General features: G+C 67.3%; 17 protein-coding genes. 10 read left to right on the top strand and 7 right to left on the bottom strand.

The window, feature by feature from the left end:
• The first annotated feature begins 72 nt into the window (after nucleotides 1–72).
• A complete protein-coding gene (locus JQK15_RS03165) occupies nucleotides 73–1,278 on the top strand; it encodes a TetR/AcrR family transcriptional regulator (RefSeq protein WP_251007526.1) in 1,206 nt (401 codons plus the stop codon).
• Here the strand turns inward: JQK15_RS03165 and JQK15_RS03170 are convergent.
• From JQK15_RS03170 to JQK15_RS03180, 3 genes are read right to left on the bottom strand one after another with little or no spacing between them, the layout of a single operon-like run.
• Complete coding sequence (locus tag JQK15_RS03170; RefSeq protein ID WP_214863372.1) at nucleotides 1,260–2,099, bottom strand: SDR family NAD(P)-dependent oxidoreductase; 840 nt, start codon at nucleotides 2,097–2,099, stop codon at nucleotides 1,260–1,262. The genes JQK15_RS03165 and JQK15_RS03170 overlap by 19 nt on opposite strands.
• Nucleotides 2,100–2,104: 5 nt before the next feature.
• On the bottom strand, nucleotides 2,105–3,385 hold the full coding sequence (locus tag JQK15_RS03175; RefSeq protein ID WP_214863374.1) for a cytochrome P450: 1,281 nt from the start codon (nucleotides 3,383–3,385) through the stop codon (nucleotides 2,105–2,107).
• Nucleotides 3,382–3,699: a 2Fe-2S iron-sulfur cluster-binding protein gene (locus tag JQK15_RS03180; protein ID WP_004210242.1), complete on the bottom strand. Its 318-nt coding sequence runs from the start codon at nucleotides 3,697–3,699 to the stop codon at nucleotides 3,382–3,384. The genes JQK15_RS03175 and JQK15_RS03180 overlap by 4 nt, the downstream gene beginning before the upstream one ends.
• A 179-nt stretch (nucleotides 3,700–3,878) precedes the next feature.
• Between JQK15_RS03180 and JQK15_RS03185 the strand changes: the two genes are divergently transcribed.
• The 8 genes from JQK15_RS03185 to JQK15_RS03220 all read left to right on the top strand — a co-directional run bounded on the left by JQK15_RS03185 (nucleotide 3,879) and on the right by JQK15_RS03220 (nucleotide 14,597).
• The gene (locus JQK15_RS03185; RefSeq protein ID WP_251007527.1) at nucleotides 3,879–5,171 is read left to right on the top strand and encodes an amidohydrolase family protein; all 1,293 of its coding nucleotides are present in this window, start codon (nucleotides 3,879–3,881) and stop codon (nucleotides 5,169–5,171) included.
• Nucleotides 5,168–6,577: an aromatic ring-hydroxylating oxygenase subunit alpha gene (locus tag JQK15_RS03190; RefSeq protein WP_214863378.1), complete on the top strand. Its 1,410-nt coding sequence runs from the start codon at nucleotides 5,168–5,170 to the stop codon at nucleotides 6,575–6,577. The genes JQK15_RS03185 and JQK15_RS03190 overlap by 4 nt, the downstream gene beginning before the upstream one ends.
• Before the next feature lie 9 nt (nucleotides 6,578–6,586).
• Nucleotides 6,587–8,392, top strand: coding sequence for a hydantoinase B/oxoprolinase family protein (locus tag JQK15_RS03195; protein ID WP_214863380.1), 1,806 nt, complete (start codon nucleotides 6,587–6,589; stop codon nucleotides 8,390–8,392).
• Nucleotides 8,389–10,464: a hydantoinase/oxoprolinase family protein gene (locus JQK15_RS03200; protein ID WP_214863382.1), complete on the top strand. Its 2,076-nt coding sequence runs from the start codon at nucleotides 8,389–8,391 to the stop codon at nucleotides 10,462–10,464. The genes JQK15_RS03195 and JQK15_RS03200 overlap by 4 nt, the downstream gene beginning before the upstream one ends.
• Complete coding sequence (locus JQK15_RS03205; RefSeq protein ID WP_214863384.1) at nucleotides 10,461–11,573, top strand: CaiB/BaiF CoA transferase family protein; 1,113 nt, start codon at nucleotides 10,461–10,463, stop codon at nucleotides 11,571–11,573. Before JQK15_RS03200 ends, JQK15_RS03205 begins: the two co-directional genes overlap by 4 nt.
• A complete protein-coding gene (locus JQK15_RS03210; protein WP_214863386.1) occupies nucleotides 11,570–12,769 on the top strand; it encodes a CaiB/BaiF CoA transferase family protein in 1,200 nt (399 codons plus the stop codon). The genes JQK15_RS03205 and JQK15_RS03210 overlap by 4 nt, the downstream gene beginning before the upstream one ends.
• Nucleotides 12,770–12,837: 68 nt before the next feature.
• Nucleotides 12,838–13,698 (top strand): class I SAM-dependent methyltransferase, encoded by an 861-nt coding sequence (locus JQK15_RS03215; protein ID WP_214863388.1) that lies wholly within the window; start codon nucleotides 12,838–12,840, stop codon nucleotides 13,696–13,698.
• A 32-nt stretch (nucleotides 13,699–13,730) separates the two neighbouring features.
• Nucleotides 13,731–14,597, top strand: a complete 867-nt coding sequence (locus JQK15_RS03220; protein ID WP_214863390.1) for a Rossmann-like and DUF2520 domain-containing protein — start codon at nucleotides 13,731–13,733, stop codon at nucleotides 14,595–14,597.
• On the opposite strand, the gene JQK15_RS03225 is transcribed toward JQK15_RS03220, so the two are convergent.
• The 3 genes from JQK15_RS03225 to JQK15_RS03235 are packed head-to-tail and all read right to left on the bottom strand — an operon-like array spanning nucleotide 14,575 to nucleotide 17,518.
• Entirely contained in the window at nucleotides 14,575–15,339 is a 765-nt protein-coding gene (locus JQK15_RS03225; protein WP_214863391.1) for an SDR family NAD(P)-dependent oxidoreductase, read from the bottom strand. The two genes, JQK15_RS03220 and JQK15_RS03225, sit on opposite strands and share 23 nt — an antisense overlap.
• The gene (locus JQK15_RS03230; RefSeq protein ID WP_214863392.1) at nucleotides 15,336–17,054 is read right to left on the bottom strand and encodes an FAD-dependent oxidoreductase; all 1,719 of its coding nucleotides are present in this window, start codon (nucleotides 17,052–17,054) and stop codon (nucleotides 15,336–15,338) included. The genes JQK15_RS03225 and JQK15_RS03230 overlap by 4 nt, the downstream gene beginning before the upstream one ends.
• On the bottom strand, nucleotides 17,051–17,518 hold the full coding sequence (locus JQK15_RS03235) for a VOC family protein (RefSeq protein WP_214863393.1): 468 nt from the start codon (nucleotides 17,516–17,518) through the stop codon (nucleotides 17,051–17,053). The genes JQK15_RS03230 and JQK15_RS03235 overlap by 4 nt, the downstream gene beginning before the upstream one ends.
• A gap of 151 nt (nucleotides 17,519–17,669) precedes the next feature.
• Between JQK15_RS03235 and JQK15_RS03240 the strand changes: the two genes are divergently transcribed.
• Nucleotides 17,670–17,984, top strand: coding sequence for a Rieske (2Fe-2S) protein (locus JQK15_RS03240; protein ID WP_251007528.1), 315 nt, complete (start codon nucleotides 17,670–17,672; stop codon nucleotides 17,982–17,984).
• Here the strand turns inward: JQK15_RS03240 and JQK15_RS03245 are convergent.
• On the bottom strand, nucleotides 17,981–18,949 hold the full coding sequence (locus JQK15_RS03245) for a nucleoside hydrolase (RefSeq protein ID WP_214863395.1): 969 nt from the start codon (nucleotides 18,947–18,949) through the stop codon (nucleotides 17,981–17,983). The genes JQK15_RS03240 and JQK15_RS03245 overlap by 4 nt on opposite strands.
• Between the last annotated feature and the right edge of the window lie 79 nt (nucleotides 18,950–19,028).

Here is a 19,028-nt window from a genome sequence, read left to right on the forward strand (position 1 = left end):
TCGGCGGGATATGGCATAAAGGACGCTATGGCGACGGCTGCACATTCGGGAAAAACATCGGAAATCGGCGCAATGGCGCGGCTTATCGAGGCGGTTATCGACCTATGGGAACGTGATGGCGCGAGCGGCACATCGGCCCGTGCGATCAGCCGCCTGGCCCAGACCCCCGTATCCGGAATCTATCATCACTTCGGATCACTGGAACAGTTGTTTCTTTCCGCACATGAGCAGGCCCAGCGCGAGTCGGAACGCTGGTGCGCGGCGCGGCTGGCGGAACTGGAGGGGGTCGCGCCCCTGTCGCGTGACGCCTTCGCGCCGCTGCTCGCCGCCCTGATCGACCAATGGTGCGAGGAACAGCGCCGGCTGGCCTTTGCCTGGCGCGAATGCCAGCTGATCGCTGCGCGGGAGGATCGCTATGGCCCGCTCGCCCAACGCTGGGCGGCGATGTGGCGCAGTTTCTGGGAAGAGGTCTGCACCCGCTGCGGCCATCCGGGTCGGGGCGCCTTCACCGCCTATCTGTTCGATGGCGAAGCGACGCTGCACCTGATGCGCTGGCGCCGACCGGTCGACCGCGCCGCGCTGGACGACATGTGCGCCGGCTGGAACGACTGGCTGTGCGGTCGCCCGGTGCGTGCCGGTCATTGGCGTCAGTTCGCCCGCGAACAGGCCGACCTTGCCCTGCCCGAACAGACGATCAGCAGCGGCACGATGGAACAGATTGCCGAGGCGGCGGCCGATGTGCTGGCGCAGGAGGGCATGGCGGCCCTGACCCATCGCGCCGTCGCCGCGCGGGCGGGCCTGACGCTGGGCGTCGTCTCCTATAATTTCCGGTCCAGCGCCGAGCTGGTCCGCGCCGCGTTCGAGATGATCTATCGCAAGGCGGTGGAATCGGGCGGCGGCACCGTGCCGGAGGCAGTGAAATTGACCGACGAGCAGTTGCTCGCGCGCTATTCCAATCCCCCGCCCCGCAACGACCGCATCCTGCCGGCGATCGACGAACTGATGCTGGCCGCCGCGCGCGACGGCGACCTGCGCGATTTCGCCCCCCAGTTGCGCTATCGGCGCGGTCGTACCAGCGGCGGCCTGCTCCGCGCGATCCTGGGCCGCGATGTCGCGCCGCTGGAAGCCGCGCTCTTTTCCGGCGTCATATCGGGTCATCGCAAGACCTGTTTCGGCCTGACGCCGGCCGAAGCCGCCAGAGCCGGCGCCCAGGCCATGCTGGACCTGCGCACGATGGTGCGCGCCGCTGCGGACGCCGCTCAGTCGGAAAGCGCCTGAGCCCGCGCCGCCAATATATCCTCCAGATGGTTGACCGGATCGCCGGCAACCACCCCGCCCTCGACCGGCATGGCGATGCCGGTGATCTGGCGCGCGCGGTCGCTGGCCAGGAACAATGCCGCCTGCGCCACGTCGTCCGGTACGCCGCGCCGCTTCAAGGGCTGGTTGGAGAGATAGACCGCGTCGATCGCGGCATCGACCCGTGCTGCCCGGTCCGCCTCTGCCCCCTGCGCGCTGAAAGAGGACAGGCTGGTGCGGATATGGCCGGGCACCAGGCAGTTCACGCGGATACCATGCTGCGCCAGGTCGATCGCCACCGATTTGGAGAATTGGATCAGCCCCGCCTTGGACGCGCGATAGCTCATCATCGCCTGCCCCGCGAGCACCCCCGCGATCGAGGCATTGTTGAGGATGACGCCGCCGCCATGATCCTTCATGTGCCGGGCCGCCGCCTGCGTTCCCAGCATCGGCCCCAGCAGATTGACCGCCATCACCCGGTCGAAATCGGCCAGACTGTCGTCGAGGAAATGCGGGAAGGGCGCGCAGCTGATCCCGGCATTGTTGAACAATATGTGCAGCCCGCCAAAGGCATCGACCGCGCGCGCGACCATCGCCTGCACCTGGTCCCGATCGGCGACATCGACGGCCATGAACAGTGCCGATGGTCCGAGCGCGACGGCCAGCGCGGTGCCGGCCGTCCCATCGCGGTCGGCAATCAGCACCCTCGCCCCTTCGGCGACGAACAGCTCCACCGTGGCGCGACCGATGCCGCCCGCGCCGCCGGTGACGATGGCGACCTTGCCCGCCAGTTCCCCTGTCATGCGCCTCAGCCCCGCCGCGTGAAGCGGATCGGCAGCCGCTCGATCGACTGGGTCGCGACCGTCGGCAGATAGCGTATTTCCTCGGGCGCGATCGCCAGTTCGATATCGCTGATCCGCCGGATGATCTCGCGCGCGGCGACCTTTATCTCCATCCGCGCGAGCGCGAGGCCGATGCAGCGATGGACGCCGCCGCCAAAGGACAGGTGCCGACCGATATTGGGTCGGTCGAGATCGAAGCGGCGCGGATCGGTGAACACATCCTCCTGGTCATTGGCGGAGGCATACATCAGCAGCAGATGCGCGCCCGCCGGCAGCGTCTTGCCGCCCAGTTCCACTTCGCGCGTGGTCATGCGCGACAGGCCGCGCACCGGTGGTTCGATCCGCAGCAACTCCTCGACAAAACGGTTCATCAACCGGTCGTCGTCCACCGACGCTTGCAACAAGGTGGCAATCTCCGGCCGGGTCGCGAGGACGTAGAAGAGATTGCCGAGCGCGGTCGCCGTCGTCTCATTGCCGGCGATCAGCAGCGCCCGGATCAGCGACACAGCCTCGGCAAAGCTCAGCGCCTGCCCCTCGGCATCGCGGGCATGGACCAGGTCGGAAATCATGTCCTCGCGCGGGTCGGCCTCGCGCTCGCGCATCTTGGCGATCAGATAATGTTGCAGGTCGCAAATCTCGCGCGCATGGCCCAGCATCTGTTCGCGATCCTGCATCCGGCCGATCTGGGCCGTGACAGCAATAGACCAGCGCGCGATGCGGTCCTTCATCGCCCAGTCGAGGCCCAGCTGCTCGCAGATGATCCGCACCGTCAGCGGCACGGCGAAATCCTGCACTGCGTCCGCCTCGCCCCGGTCGGCGACGCTGTCGATCAGGTCGGTCACGACCCTGGTGATCCGCGGCTCCAATTCCTTCACCCGATGGGCGCTGAACGCCTTTTCCATCAGCTTGCGGATGCGGGTGTGATAGGGCGGATCGGACATGATCGCGTCGGGGAAATAGCCGCCGCCGTCTCGCTCCAATATCTCCTGGAACTCCTGCTGGAAGCCCTTGGCCTGCTGCGTGTGATAGCCCTTGTTCACCGAATAGGTGATCGGATCCTGCTGGATCGCGGCAATATCCTCGTAGCGCGACACCAGATACATGCCGAGCTTCTCGTCCCAATGGACCGGGTCATGCGACCGCATCGCCGCATAATAAGCGCGCGGCCGCGCCGAGATGATCGGATCGGTCATCGACGCCGTGTCGAGCAGGCTGCGCGCTTCGGGCGCCAGGGTGCCTTGCGTCATTGCTGCGCCACCACGACGCGCAGGCCGTCGAGCGCCGGCGTCAGGCGGATCTGACAGGCGAGGCGGCTGGTGTCGCCGGCGACATCGGACACCATGTCGAGCATCGCATATTCGACATCGTCGGGCGCGCCGGTGCGATCGACCCAGGCCGGATCGACATGGACCAGGCAGGTCGCACAGGAACAGGCGCCACCACAGTCGGCGGCGATGCCGTCGATCCCGTTCGCCTTGGCCAGTTCCATCAGCGACAGGTCGCCCTCCCCGGCAACCGCCTGCTCCACGCCATGCACATCCACAAAGGTGACCCGCACCATCGACATCCTTCTCCTCATGAAGGGGCAGGATGGCGGACGCGGGCCGGGGCGGAAAGGCATGGCGCCGCGCAGCCGCTTGACTGGCGCGGCAGGCCGGGCGGCGGCGAGAGGACACGCCAAGTGCGCGTGCAGTCATTGGGTCAGGAAAGGGCGCGGCCTAGTCTTCACAGCAGAAGAGGATGCCATTCGTGCCGACCACGCTCATCGCCAACGCCACCATCTGGGACGCCACCGGCGCGCCTGCCTTTGCCGGCGACCTGCTGGTCGAGGGCAACCGCATCCTTGCGATCGGGCCAGATGCCACCGCCGGTCGTGCGCCGGCCGATCAGGTCATCGACGGCAGCGGCAAGACGCTGATACCGGGCCTCACCGAAGGCCATGCCCATATCTCCTTTGGCGACGCGGCCTCGACCGAGGATCTGATCGCGCCCTCGCCCGAAGCCCATACGCTCATCACCGCGCGCATGGCCCGGCGCCTGATCGATCAGGGGTTCACCAGCTGCTATGGCGCATCGGCCGCCAAGCTGAAGCTGGACGTGGCGGTGCGCAACGCGGTCGATGCCGGCCATATCCCCGGCCCCCGCATCCGCGCCGGATCGACCGAGATCACCGTCACCGGCGGCATGGGCGACGAAAGCAGGCTGCACAATCCGCGCATCGGCATTTCCTGTGTCGTCGACGGGCCGGAGGAGATGCGCCGCGCTGTGCGGCTGGCGATCCGCGAGGGCTGCGACAATATCAAGCTCGATGTCTCGGGCGACCCCTTCTATCCCGGCAGCCCGGCCCATGTAACGCCGATGAGTTTCGCGGAAGTGCAGATGGCAGTCGACACCGCCCATGCCTTCGGCCGCAAGGTGAACGCCCATAGCCGGTCGATAGAGGGCAGCAAATATTGCGTCCGCGCCGGGGTCGATGGCCTGTTCCATGTCGAATATGCCGACAGCGAACTGCTCGACATGCTGGAGGAAGCGAAGGACCGGATCGTCATCGCGCCCTCGATCGGGCTGTTCCACGCCATGATCCATCATGGCGAGCCGTGGATCAGCCGCGCCGCATGCGACGCGATGGGCATAGCCGCACTGATCGAGGCATCGGTCGAGACGCACAGCGCATTGCGCAAGCGCGGTATCCGCCACCTGATCGGCGGCGATTATGGTCTGGCCTGGAATCCGCAGGGCACCAATGCCCGCGATATCCAGTTGATGATCGACTATTATGGCTATGACGCCGCTGGCGCGCTGGCCTGCGCCACGCGCAATGGCGGGCAGGCGATGCGCGACCAGGGCGACCTTGGCACTTTGGTGCCCGGTGCGCTGGCCGACATGCTGCTGGTGGATGGCGATCCATTGGCCGACGTCACCATCCTCGAAGACAAGAACCGGCTGGCCATGGTGATGAAGGATGGCGCGATCCACCGCATCGCGCCCGGCCTGATCGACTGTGCCACGCCCGCCCAACGGAGAGTTGCATGAACATGGAAAGCGGCCCGATGGCGGCGGGTGATGCCCGCTGCCCGGCGATCAGCACGCAGGATATCATCGCCCGCGACAAGGTCGCCGCGCCCGGCTGGGTGCGCAGCGAATCCTACGCCTTCCTGGGCAGCGAGGACATTTCCACCGATCGCTATATCGACCCCGATTTTGCCCGGCGCGAGATGGACAGCCTGTGGACGCGCAGCTGGCAATTCGCCTGCCGCGAGGAACATATACCGGAAATCGGCGACTATCAGGTCTATGAGATCGGCCAACACAGCTTCATCATCACCCGCGTCGCACCGGACGAAATCCGTGCCTATTACAACGCCTGCCTGCATCGCGGCACCAAGCTGCGCGCGTCGGGATCGGCCGGCTGTGCCAGCGAGTTCAAATGCAGCTTCCATGGCTGGAGCTGGCACATTGACGGTTCCAGCAAGAGCATCACCTGCCCCTGGGACTTCCCCCATGTCGATCCGGCCAACAACAGCTTGCCGCAGGTCCGCGTGCAGACGCTGGGCGGCTTCGTGTGGATCAACATGGCCCCGGACGCACCCAGCCTGGAAGACTATCTGGGTGCCGAAGCGCTGGCCCATATAAAGGCCTGGAAGCTGGAGGATCGCTATATCCACCTCCATGTCCAGAAGAGCTTTCCGGCCAACTGGAAGCTGACGATCGAGGCCTTCATGGAGGCCTATCATGTGATCGAGACCCATCCGCAGGTCGCCCCGTCCAATGCCGACGCGAACAGCCAATATGATGTCTATGGCGATCATGTGAACCGCTTCATCTCCTGCCTGGGCGTCGCCTCGCCGCATCTGGAGGGGCGCTTTTCCGAGCAGGATATTCTCGACCAGTTCACGGTCGGCGACGCATCGGTGCTGAGCGAGGACCGGCCGCAGGTGGGCGACGGCACCGCGCGCCAGGCGATGGCCGACCTGTTCCGCACCATGTTCGGCGCGGCCACCGGCAGCGACCTCAGCGCCACATCCGACAGCGAGATGCTCGACTGCTTCTCCTACACCCTCTTCCCCAACACCTATCTCTTCCCCGGCGTGTCGCTGCCGATGGTCTATCGCTTCCGCCCGGACCCCAGGGACCATCGCCGCTGCATCTATGAGGTGTTCTTCCTGCGCCCGGTGCCCGGCGGCGGCACCCGCCCCGAACCGGCCGAGCCGATCCTGCTGACCGACGATCAGAGCTTCTGCGAGGCACCCGGCATGGATGCCGGTTTCGGCAGGATTCTCGATCAGGATACCGACAATCTGTTCCTGCAACAGGAGGGTATAGAGGCGAGCGCCAAGCGCGGCCTGACGCTGGGCAATTATCAGGAAATCCGCATCCGCCATTTCGAGCAGGCGGTCGATCGCTATGTCGCCATGCCGCCGCTGTGGCCCGGACGCTGAGGCCGGCCCATGTCCTTTGCCCTCAACGCCCGGCTGGCCGCCAAGCGTCCGCCCCTGCCAACCGCGACGACGATCGATCCGGTCACCGCCAGCATCATTCGCGGCGCGCTGGAAACCGTCTGCTATGAAGCGACGACCCATCTCGGCCGCGCGGCCTCCTCGCCGATCATCAACCAGTCGAACGAGCGCAATGCGGCGATCGTCGATGCCCATGGCCGGCTGGCCATGGGGTCGATCGGCACGCCGCATCTGACCTTCGTATCGCAGCTCACGGTCCGTTATGGCCTGATGCAGCAGCATGACTATGACTGGGGACCGGGCGACGTCTTCGTCGGCAATGATCCCGATTATGGCGGCGGCCACCTGCCCGACTATAATGTCTATGCACCGGTCTATGATGCGGCCGGCGACCTGGTGCTGATCCAGGCGCTGCAGGCGCATCAGGGCGATACCGGCGGCAAGGATCCGGGCGGCTTCACCCTCGACGCCACCGACATCTTCACCGAAGGCCTGGCCATCCCCTGTCTGAAGCTGGTCCATCGCGGCGAAAAGCGGCGCGACGCCATCCACCTGCTCGAACGCAACAACCGCTTCCCCAGCTTCGCCGGCGATCTCGCCGCGATGATCGGCGCGGTCGAGAAGGCGACCACCTCGATCCGCGCGATCCTCGACAAATGGGGGGCGGACATGGTGCGGGCGGCGGTCAATCATGCGATCGACCAGTCGGAACGGCAGATGCGCGCCACCGTCTCCGGCTGGCGCGACGGCCATTATGACGCGACCGTCCATATCGATCATGACACGATGGGGACCAGGGATATCCGCGTGCAGGTCGGCTGCACCGTGGCCGGCGACCAGCTGACCGTCGACCTCAGCGGCACCGACGATCGGCAGGATCTGGTCGGGGTGTGGAACACCTTCGCCAATTCGCGCGGCTATATCATGACCCAGATCGCCGCCAGCATCGCCCCCGACATCGTCAAGAATGAAGGGCTGTTCAACGCGGTCGAGATCATCCTGCCCGAAGGCTGCATCGCCCACCCCGCGCCCAACCGCCCGGCGGCGCTCGGCTCCTTCCACCCCGCCTGCGAGATTACCGAGGCAGTGTGCGTCGCCCTGTCACAGGTCGCGCCGGACCGGTCCGCGCCACAGGTCTACAAGATCGGCATGCCCAATGCGGTGATCGGCTTCGACGCGGGCGGCCAGATGTGGATGGACCAGGGCGTCGATTGCCGGTCGATGGACGTGTCGGCAGTGCAAGGGATCGACGGCTGGGGCAGTTGCCCAGTCTCGCTCGGCAATCTGCTGCTGTCCCAGGCGGAGGATGGCGAAGCGCGCTTCCCCGTCATCAACATCAGCCGCGAACTGGTCACCGACAGCGGCGGCGCGGGCCAGTGGCGCGGCATGCCGGGCAGCCGCAATGTGAAACGAATATTGGAACCGGCGCTGGCGATGGCCTGGATGGTCAGCCATGACCATCCGATCAGCGGCCTCGCTGGTGGTGCCGACGGCACCCCCTATCTCAATCATTTTCAGGTCGGGACGCCCGATGAATATCGGGTCGAGCTGACAGCGCGGGCGCAACTGCCGGCGGGCGCGGTCATCGCCTATCAGCATGGCGGCGGCGCCGGTTTCGGCCCAGCGCTGCGCCGCGATCCGCAGGCGGTGTGCGAGGATGTGCTGGACGAACTGGTGAGCATCGCCGCCGCCCGCGACCTTTATGGCGTGGTGCTGACCGGTAGCCTGGAGGATTACAGCCTGGCGGTGGACCATGCCGCCACGGCGGCTTTGCGCGGGGAGCGGATCGCGGCATGAGCTATCGCGTCGGCATCGACATTGGCGGCACCTTCACCGACTTCGCCCTGCTGAAGGACGGTCAGGTCATCCTGCACAAGAATCTGAGCACCCCACAGGATCGCTCGATCGGCGTGATGGAGGGGCTGGAGACGCTGGCCGGCAAGGAGGGGCTGTCGTTGGGCGAGTTCCTTACTCGCTGCGAGGCGATCGTCCACGGCACCACGGTCGCGGACAATATATTGATCGAGATGGACGGTGCCGTCACCGGCCTCCTCACCACCCAGGGCTTCCGCGACGAGATGGAATATCGGCGCGGCTACAAGGAAAGCATCTGGGACGTGCGGCTGGCGCCGCCAATCCCGATCGTGCCACGCCGCCGCCGGCTGACCGTGCCCGAACGGGTGCTGGCCGATGGCAGCGTGCATGAGGCACTGGACGAGGCGGCGGTGCGCGAGGCCTGCGCCAAGCTGCGCAAACAGGGCGTCGAATCCGTCGCGATCGGCCTGATCTTCGCCCATGTGAATGGCGATCATGAGGATCGGGTGGCGCAGATCGTGGCGGAGGAGATGCCTGGCATCCCCGTCTCGCTCGGCCACCGCATCCTGTCACGCGCGCCCGAATATGACCGGATCAGCACGACGGTGGTGAACGCCTATGTCGCGCCGCGCGTGAACGCCTATCTCGAACGGCTGGTCAGTCGTCTGGCGCAGGCCGGCTATGCCCGGCAGCTGATGGTGATGCAGGCGTCCGGCGGCGTCATGACCCGCGCCTATATCGCAGCCGCGCCGATCCGCCTGCTCGCCTCCGGGCCAGCGGGCGGCGTCATCGCCTCGGCCCGGACGGGCGGCGCCAAGGGCTATCGCAACCTGCTGTGCGTCGACATGGGCGGCACCAGCTATGACATGTCGGTGGTGCGGGATGGCGCCGCCCCGGCCGAGGCGGGATGGAACATGCATCACCGCTATCTGGTCGGGGTGCCGATGGTGCAGGTGGAGACGCTGGGCGCGGGTGGCGGATCGATCTGCCATGTCGACAAGGGGGAACTGAAGGTCGGCCCTGCCTCCGCCGGCGCGGCGCCGGGGCCGATCTGCTATGGCCGGGGCGGGTTGCGGCCGACCGTGACCGACGCTCTGCTGATGCTGGGTATCCTCTCCACCGGCGAGGGCTTTGCCGGCGGCAGCTTCCGCCTGCGCGACGAGGGCGTGGCGGAGGCGTTCGCGGCATTGGGCGCGGAGCTGGGCTATGATGCGCAGCAGGCGGCGTTCGATTGCTGGCGCCTGGTCAACGCCAATATGACCCAGGCGGTGCGGCGCACGACGGCGGCCAAGGGCTTGGACCCGGCCGGCATGGTGATGCTCGCCTATGGCGGCAACGGCCCGGCCTTCGCCGCGATCCAGGCGCAGGATCTGGGGATCGGCCAGGTGCTGGTGCCCCGCGCCTCCCCCACTTTCTCCGCGCTCGGCACGCTGGTCGCCCATCCCGCGATCGACGAGGAGCGATCGTGCAGTGCGCCCGCCGATGCGCTGGACCTCGACCGGCTACGCAGCCTGTGGGCCGATCTGGCCGCCGATGCCGCCGCGCATTTTGCCGAGGCAGGCTTTACCGCCAATGCGGTGCAGGCGCGCTGGCGTGTGGCGATGCGCTATGCCGGGCAGAATTGGGCACTGACCTTCGACCTGCATGAAGGCCGGGGGCTGGATGATCTGGGCTTCGTCGACAACACCCTGTCGGCCCGCGCCATCGCCGCCTTCAATGCCCGGCATCTGGCCGAATATGGCCATGTCCGCGACGGCGAGGTGCCGGAAATCACTGGTGTGCGCCTCACCGCCCAGGTCGAAACGCCGATGCCGCCCGCGGGTGGCGGCTTCACCGCGCCGGTCGTGAAGCCCGCGCCACATGGTCATCGCCGCGCCAATCTGGGCGATGGCTTTGCCGATGTCGCGATCCACAAGGGGCCGGACCTGATCCCCGGCGCGCGCATCACCGGCCCGGCGATCATCGAGGAGGTGTTCACCACCATCGCCATCTATCCCGGCTGGCAGGCGCGGGTCGATGATGTCGGCGACTATCTGCTGGTGCGCCAGTCGTGACGGCGCTGGCCGGGCTGGTGATCGTGGAGACGGCGGAGCGGGTGACGGGCGAATTTGCCGCCCGGCTGCTCGCCGATTTCGGCGCGGAAGTAATCAAGGTCGAGGCGCCCGGCGGCGCCCCGACCCGCACCATTGGGCCATTTCATGATGGGCAGAGCACCCTGTTCCGCTATCTCAACAGCAACAAGAAATCGGTGCTGCTCGATCTGGACGCGCCGCAGGACCGCGCGCTGATCGACCGGCTGCTGGCGCGCGCCGATGCGCTGATCGACGATCATGGGCCGGACTGGGCGACGCAGCACGGACTGGCGCTGGGGAGCCAGCCCGATATCGTCCATTGCGCGATCACGCCCTTTGGCCAGGACGCCCCGCTCCATTGGCAGGTCGCGCGCCCGATCAACGTGATGAATGCCGGCGGCTGGGCCTGGCACACGCCCAGCGAGAGCGCGCCCGACCGGCCGCCGCTGATGGGCGCGGGCCGGTTCATGAGCGATTATGAGGCGGGGCTGGAGGCCGCGCTCTGCACTGCCGCGTCGCTGCTGCGCAAGCGGCGGACCGGCATGGGACAGGCGATCGACATCAGCGAGGTCGCGGTCCAGCTATCGCGTGCCGACTGCGTGCTGGGGCGGATGCTGGCCGGGGATGCAGAGCCGGGACCGGAGCGCACCCGCTATGATATGGGCGGTCCCGGTGCGGCCTTCGCCTGCGCCGACGGCCATGTCTATCTGCTGATGACGACGCGCGCGCACTGGCGCGGGCTATGTGCGCTGATGGGCGATCCCGACTGGGCCGCGGCCTTCCCGGAGGATTGGCTGGAATATCATTGCACGCCCGATCGGGTCGCCGATTTCCGCCAGCATTTCCGCGCCTGGATCGCGACCCAGGCGAAGGACGCAGTGGCGCAGGCCGCGCAGCAGGCGGGTGTGCCGTTGGTGCAGGTGAACAGCGCCGCCGACCTGATCGACCATGTCCAATATCGGCATCGCGGCTTCTTCCAGTCGCTGGGCGGTGCGCTGCATCCGACCGTCCCCTATCGCATGAGCGCCTCGCCGGTGCGGCTGCACAGCCCGGCTCCTGCGGCGGGCGCCGATCAGGCGATGCTGGCATGAGCCGGGGCGGACCGCTCGCCGGCATCCGCGTGCTGGAGATCGCCAAGGTCTGGGCCGGCCCCTATGCCGGCAAGCTGCTCGCCTTCCTCGGTGCGGAGGTCATCAAGGTCGAAAGCCGTGCCAATCTGGACGAGATGCGCGCCTATGGCGGGGTCGATATCGACAGCGCACCCTATTTCCGCAGCATCAACCAGGAGGTGCTGAGCGTCCAGCTCGACATGAAATCGGATGAGGGCATGGCCCATCTGCACGCGATGATCGCCGCATCCGACGTGCTGATCGACAATCTGCGGCCCGGCGCGATGGAGCGATCGGGCCTGGGCTATGAGGATGTCCGCGCGATCCGCCCCGACATCATCCAGCTCTCGATCAAAATGTATGGCAGCGACGGGCCGCTCGGTTACCAGACCGGCTATGCCCCCTGTTTCGCGGCGCTGGGTGGGCTCAATGCGCTGGTCGGCCATGTGGGCGAGACACCGGCGGGGATGAATATCCGCTATGGCGACTCCACCGTCGGCGCCGCCGCCGCACTGGCGATCATCGCCGCGCTCCATCATCGCGAGACGAGCGGCAAGGGCCAGTTTATCGACCTGTCGGCGGTCGAGACGCTGTCGATGATGGTCGGTGACAGCCTGTTCGCCTATGGCCTGACCGGCGAGTTGCCGCAGGCGTCGGGCAATGCCCATGCCGACATGGCGCCCCATGGCTGCTACCCGTGCGCTGACGGGCAATGGATCAGTCTCGCCATCGCCGATGACCGGGAATGGACGGCCTTCTGTGCCACGATCGACGCGCAGGCGCTGGCCGCCGATCCCCGCTTCGCCGATGCGGCCGACCGGCTGGCCAACCGGGACGCGCTCGACGCGACGATCGCCCAACGCAGTCCGGAATGGGATACCGAGGCGATGGCGCAGGCACTGCTTCTGGCGGGTGTGCCGGCCTTTCGCAGCCAGTCCTCGCTCGACCTGATCGGCAGCGAGGCGCTCTGGGCACTGGGTGCCTATCGCATGGTCAGCGATGCCAAGGGCGAGCCGCGACCGATCATCGGGCCGGGCTGGCGCATGACACCGGACGAGGCCAGCATCACCCGTGGCGCGCCGTTGCTCGGCGAGCATAACCATTTGGTCTATGGCGAGATATTGGGATTGCGTGACAGCGAAATTGACGACCTGATCGCCCGTCGCGTCATTTGGTAATCAGCCGCTCTTGCAAGTTCATCGCCAGCCATTAGATTTTTGCGAACGATTCGCAAAAAGGAAAGAAGATGGCGCAGCCCAATGTCTATCAGGTGTCGGACTGGAACGGATCGAGCGGTGAACGCTGGGTCACGCACCGGCAGCGGCTCGACGCCATGCTCGCGCCCTTTGGCGATGCGGCGATGGCAGCTGCCGCCGCCCGGCCGGGCGAGCGCGTGCTGGACGTGGGGTGCGGCGCGGGCACCAGCAGCATCGCCCTTGCCCGCCAGGTCGGCGCGACCGGTGAAGTGCTGGGCCTCGACATTTCCGGGCCGCTGATCGCGCTCGCCCAATCGCAGCAGCCCGCCGACCTGCCTATCCGCTACGCCCTGGCCGATGCCGGCAGCGCGACATTGACCACCCATGGCTTCAACCTGCTCTTCTCCCGCTTTGGCGTGATGTTCTTCAACGATCCGGTGGCCAGCTTCGCCCATATGCGGCGCTGGCTGCGGCCGGGCGGGCGGATCGCCTTCGTCTGCTGGCGCGCGGCGGCGGACAATGACTGGGTGCGCCTGCCGATGGGCACGATCCGCGACATCGTGCCGCCTCTGGCGCCGCCCGATCCCGAAGCACCCGGCCCCTTCTCCTTTGGCGATCCGGTACGGGTGACGCGCATCCTGACCGAGGCCGGCTTTGCCGAAATCGACCTCGCCCCGATCGATGGCGTCATCCCCTTCGGGCAGGGCGCCAATCGCGAGGCCGCGCTGGACGATGCGCTCGCCATGGCGTTCGAGGTCGGTCCGCTCTCCCGCGCGCTCGCCGATCAGCCTGCCGATGTGCGGGATCGCGCCGCCCAGGCCGTGCGCAGCGCCTTCGCCGCGCGGCCCGGCGAGACGGCGATCCTGATCGACGGCGCCGCCTGGATCGTGACCGCCACCAATCCGGGCTAGAGTAGCCGCACCGGCCGGGATATAGGCGCGCCATGACCGAGCATCCCGCCTATCACCAGATCGGCCTCATCGGCACCGGCCGGGTCGCGCGCGCGCTGGGGCTGGCACTGGCGCCGCACAGCGCTGCGCCGATCCTGGTGCAGGGTCGCAATCCGGATCATGCCGCCGCTGCGGTCGAGGCGATTGGCCGTGCGCAGGCCGTTGCCCTGTCAACTTCGCTGTCATCCAATTGCGACCTGATCCTGCTGGCGGTGGCGGACGATGCCCTGCCGGCGGTGATCGCGGACCTGGCTACCATGCCCCTGTCCGCCACCATCTGCCATGTCAGCGGGCGCAGCGGCGCGGCGCTGCTCGATCCATTGCGCGCGCAGAGCGCGACCACCGCCGCCGTCCATCCCGCCATGACCTTCACCGGCGATCCGGCCGCCGAAGTCGCACGGATGCACGGCGCCCGCTTCGCCATCACCGGCGCCGACGCGCCTTCTATCGCGGCGGCGCGCAAGCTGGTCGCGCTGCTGGGCGGCGTGGCGGTCGAGGTCGCGGAAGAACATCGCGCGCTCTATCATGCCGCGCTCTGTCATGCGGCCAATCATCTGGTGACGCTGATCGCCGGTGCCTCCGACGCATTGACGGCGGCCGGCGTGGTGGAGCCCGGCGCGCTGCTGGCGCCACTGGTCCGGGCCGCGCTCGACAACAGCCTGGATCGCGGGATCGATGCCCTGTCCGGCCCGCTGCTGCGCGGCGACCGACAGACGATCGGCAATCATCTGGCAGCGCTGCGCGCGCGCGCACCCGAGTTGCTGCCGGCCTATCGCGCCATGGCGCTGGCGACGCTCGATGCGCTGGACCGGGACGAGGCAGCGCTGCGTTCCGACCTCAGCCGGCAAAGCGGCTGTTGATCATCCGGGTGGTCGACCAGCCGCCGTCCACCGCGATCACCTGGCCGTTGATATATTCGCCTTTGTCGGAACAGAGGAAGGCGACGACATGGGCGACATCCTCCGGCGCGCAATCGCGGTAGAAGGGGGTCAGCCCCTGGTTGATCCGCTGGAAGGCGGGATAGTCCCAGGCGGCATCGGTCATTGGCGTGCGCACCACCGTCGGCGCGACGATGTTGGAACGGATGCCCTGTTCGCCATATTGCGCCGCCATCGTCTGGGTGAGGCCGGTCAGCCCCGCCTTCACCGCGCAATAGATGCCGCCGTCCATTCCGCCCATGATGCCGAAGGTGGAACCGATGGTGACGATCGCCGAACCCATGCCCATATGCGGCAGGACGGCCCGGCACAGGCGGAAGGGCGCGCGCAGCGACAGGCCGATCACTTCGTCCAGCATGGCGTCGCTGGTGTCATGCACCGGCGCCCAGACCCCTGCGCCGGCATTGTTGACCAGATGATCGACCCGCCCGAACCGTGCCAGTGCCTCCGCCACGATCCTGTCCGGCGCATCATCATCGCCAATGTCCGCCGCGACGAAAGCAAAGGCAGCGTCCTGCGGCAGCGCGGCCGCCAGCGCCGCGAGCTTATTCGCGCTGCGGCCGGTGCCCAGCACGGCCACGCCATCGGCGCACAGGGCGCGCACGATCGCCGCGCCAATGCCGCCTGCCGCGCCGGTGACGATCGCGACCTTCTGTTCCGTCATGCCGTCATCCTCTGCTGCTCGTGCGCCCGCGCCGCAATGTCGCCTGCCGCGACAAAGCCGAAGGTCAGCGCCGGACCGATCGTCGCACCGGCGCCGGGATAGCAATCGCCAAAGGGACTCGCCGCGCAATTGCCGGCGGCATAGAGATGCGGGATCGGCCGACCGCCGCCATCCAGCACCCGCGCCCGCGCATCGCAGCGCAGCCCGCCCTTGGTGCCCAGATCGCCATTGTCGATCGGCACCGCATAGAAGGGGGCGGTATCGATCGGCCCCAGATTGGGGTTGGGGGTGACGCCGGGATCGCCAAAGAAGCGATCATAAATATTGCCGCCCCGGCCAAATTCGGGATCGACGCCGGTCTGCGCATAGCCGTTCATCACCTGCACGGTTTCGCTGAGCGCCTGCGGCGCGATGCCGATCTTGCGCGCCAGTTCCTCGATCGATCCGGCGCGGAAGACATAATGGTCCCACCAATGGCCGGGAATGCGATGATCGGGCGTATGGACCGTGGGCATCAGCCCGCCGGCACTGAACTTTGCCCGGAACTTGGCGTCGAAGATCAGCCAGCAGGGCATGTTGGCACCGGTCTTCACCTGATCCGCCACCATCGCCTGGCCGAACCGGTCATAGCCGGTCGCCTCATTAACGAAGCGCAGCCCCAGCCGGTTGACGCAGACGCTCCAGGGCCGGCCGACATCGAAGGCGGCCTGATGAATTTCGTGAAAATTGGCGGCGCCCAGCGCCGGCAGGGTCATGGTCGGAATCCACCAGCCCTGATCGGTATGGGCGACGGACGCCCCCACGGCCTCCGCCGCGATCAGCGCGTCGCCGCGATTGCCCTCCTCGGGCGTCGAGCTGTGGCGGGCGAGACCGGGGACCGGATAGAAACGCTCGCGCAGCGCCTGATTCCATTCAAAGCCGCCCGCCGCCAGCACCACGCCATGGTGCGCGGCGATCTGCTGCACCTGCCCGAAGCGGCGGACGGTGAGGCCCGACACGCGGCCGTCGGCGCCGAGCGTAAGCCCCTCCAGCGCGGTTTCCAGCCGCAGTTCGACACCGCGGGCGAAAACCTGCTTGTAGAGCGCGCCCATCAGCCCCGCCCCTTGGGTGAAGCGCCGATCCCGCGCCGACAGCCGCCGCGTGCCGATGTCGAGCCAGTAGCGCGCGATCATCTTCGCCGCCGTCCAGCGCCAGCCGCGCTGCTGCATCATCAGGGCGAAGGTCTGGCCAAGGTCCATCGCATAGCGGCGGAACAGCGTGAACCGGCTATATTGCGCCCGCATCAGCGGATAGCGATCATCCCCCAATTGCCGCCCGTCAAAGGTGGGGCAGATGATGGAACGATCCGCCCGCGCGCCGGGTGCTTCGGGAAAATAATCGGGCCAGGCCGCCGCCATGACCGGCACGCCGCTGTCCTTGAGGAAGCGCAGCATTTCCGGCGCGCGGTCGACATAGGCGGCCAGCCGTTCCGCATCGACCGGCACGCCGATGACGCTGCGCAGATAGCGCAACGCCTCGGCCGCGCTGTCGCCCTGGTCGCCATCCAGCCCATGGCCCGGCACCCACATCACCCCGCCCGAGGTCGCGGACGTGCCGCCAAATTGATGCGTCTTCTCCACGATCAGGACGGAGAGGCCGAGATCCGCGCCCCGCAAGGCTGCCATGGCGCCGGCCGCGCCCGATCCGACGACGATGAGGTCGAAGCTCTCCATCATCCGAAGCTCGGCACCGCGTCGAGATGCGATCCGGGCGGGAAGCAGAAATATTCGAGATAATGGCCCAGATCGGCGCGCGCATCGAAATAGGCATAGGTGCCGCCCATCGTGTCCCAGGCGATCGGCATCGCCCAGCGCGCCTTGGCCGCCGCGACCGCCGCGTCAAAGGCGGCGCGATCGCCGAAATGCCGGCCCTGATGATGATGATGAAGGCCAAAGCCCTCCGCCGGCAGGCCCCATTGATAGACGGCGATGTCGCCCGATAAAGGCTGGATGATCTCGAACTGCAGTTCATCCCTGGTCGCCAGCGCGAAATGGGCGACCGCCTGCCGGTCCTGCCCGGTGTCGAACAGCGCGTCGGGCATTTCCATATAATGGCCGATGCCGTGCAGCGCGGCGATCTCGTCCATCGCCCGACGCCAGTCGGTGGTCACATAGGCATGCTGATAATAGTCCCGGCGCACGGATCGCCCTCTCCCGCTCTGTTCTGCTGCCGGCCACTATCGAAGCCGGGGCAGCGAAGCGGAATGACCCCGGCGGCAGCGCCGCTTGCACCGGTGCGCGCATCGGGTTGCGGGCAATTGCCGCGCCCGTCGGCCCATGATGAATGGGGCCATGACCATGCTGACCTTCACCGCTGTCGCCCATGTCGATGATGTGCCACCGGGCACCGCCAAGGCCGTCGCCGTCGATGGCGAGAGCATTCTCCTGTGCCACAGCAATGGGCGGCTGTTCGCGGTCGCCAATCGCTGCTCCCATGCCGACGAGCCGCTCGCCTGCGGCCGGGTGCGCGCCGGCTGGATCGCCTGCCCGGTCCATGGCGCACGGTTCGATCTGGAAACCGGCCGCGCCATGAACCCGCCGGCCAAGGCACCCATCAGAGTCTATGAATTGCGGATTGTGGACGACCGGATCGAGATCGCGCGCTAGTCCCTGCGCGGCCGCATCAGCGCCAGGAAATCGGCCAGCGCGAGCCGTGCATCGAGCTGGGTGAAGAGGCGGATCGAGCGGCCGGGGATTTCCGCGCCATAGCGGGAATCGTCCAGCAGGCGCCGTCCGGCGATGACCGAGGAGGCGCTGCTCTCCGCAGACACGGACGTCAGCAACACCATCGGACTGTCGCCCAGGGTGATGGCGCCGCCCAGCTGGACGAAGGGCGGCAGATCGGCATAGCGGCCATAGAGCCATGATGTCGTCGCCGACATCGGCCGCAAGGTCGCCGTCATTTCCGCCACCGACATCTGCAACTGGCGATAGGCGCCGGCGGGTATCTGCCAGATCGGCATGCGGCTCCGCTCGATCACGGCACGCGCCGCTTCCAGATCGGTGGACAGATTATATTCGGTGCCGCCCTGCGGATAATCGGCGCCGCCGATCCAGACCAGGGTCATGCGATCGGCGATCGCCGGTTCTATCTGCAGCGCCTGAGCCAGATTGGTGAGCGGCCCGCCACAGGTGAAGAAGAGCGGCAGTGGATCGTCGCGCATCGCCTCCGCCACGATCGCCCGTGCCGCCGCCGACGCCTGTGCCCCGGCGATGCCGAACTGCTCGCTGCCCGCGATCACCGGGCAAGGGTTCGTCAGCCCCATGATCTGCATCAGGTCGATCGCCGCCTCTTTGCCCGCCGCGGCAGTTGCGCCGGCCGGTTGTCCGCCCAGCGCCGCCAGCTTCGCGTCGAGCGCCGATGTCGTGACCAGCACCGGCCGCGCCGCCTTCGTCGCCAGTTGATGCGCGAGCGCGATCAGACCGTCGGGATCGCCAGCGAAATCATTGTCGATGATGATGCGCGCCTTGGGCGACTGCCGGATCAACGGCAGCGCGGATCGGGCGGCCGTGCCGATCATCAGGCTGGCGCCCGCTGCGATGAACCCGCGCCGATCGATCCTTGTCCGCATGCCTCTCCCCTATCTGGGCCGAGGGCTGGCATGGGGCGGCCAAAGGGTCAAATAGCGATTTGCGGGTAGCCCATAGGCC

This window comes from Sphingobium sp. BHU LFT2, assembly GCF_018604485.1.
GTDB lineage: Bacteria > Pseudomonadota > Alphaproteobacteria > Sphingomonadales > Sphingomonadaceae > Sphingobium > Sphingobium yanoikuyae_A.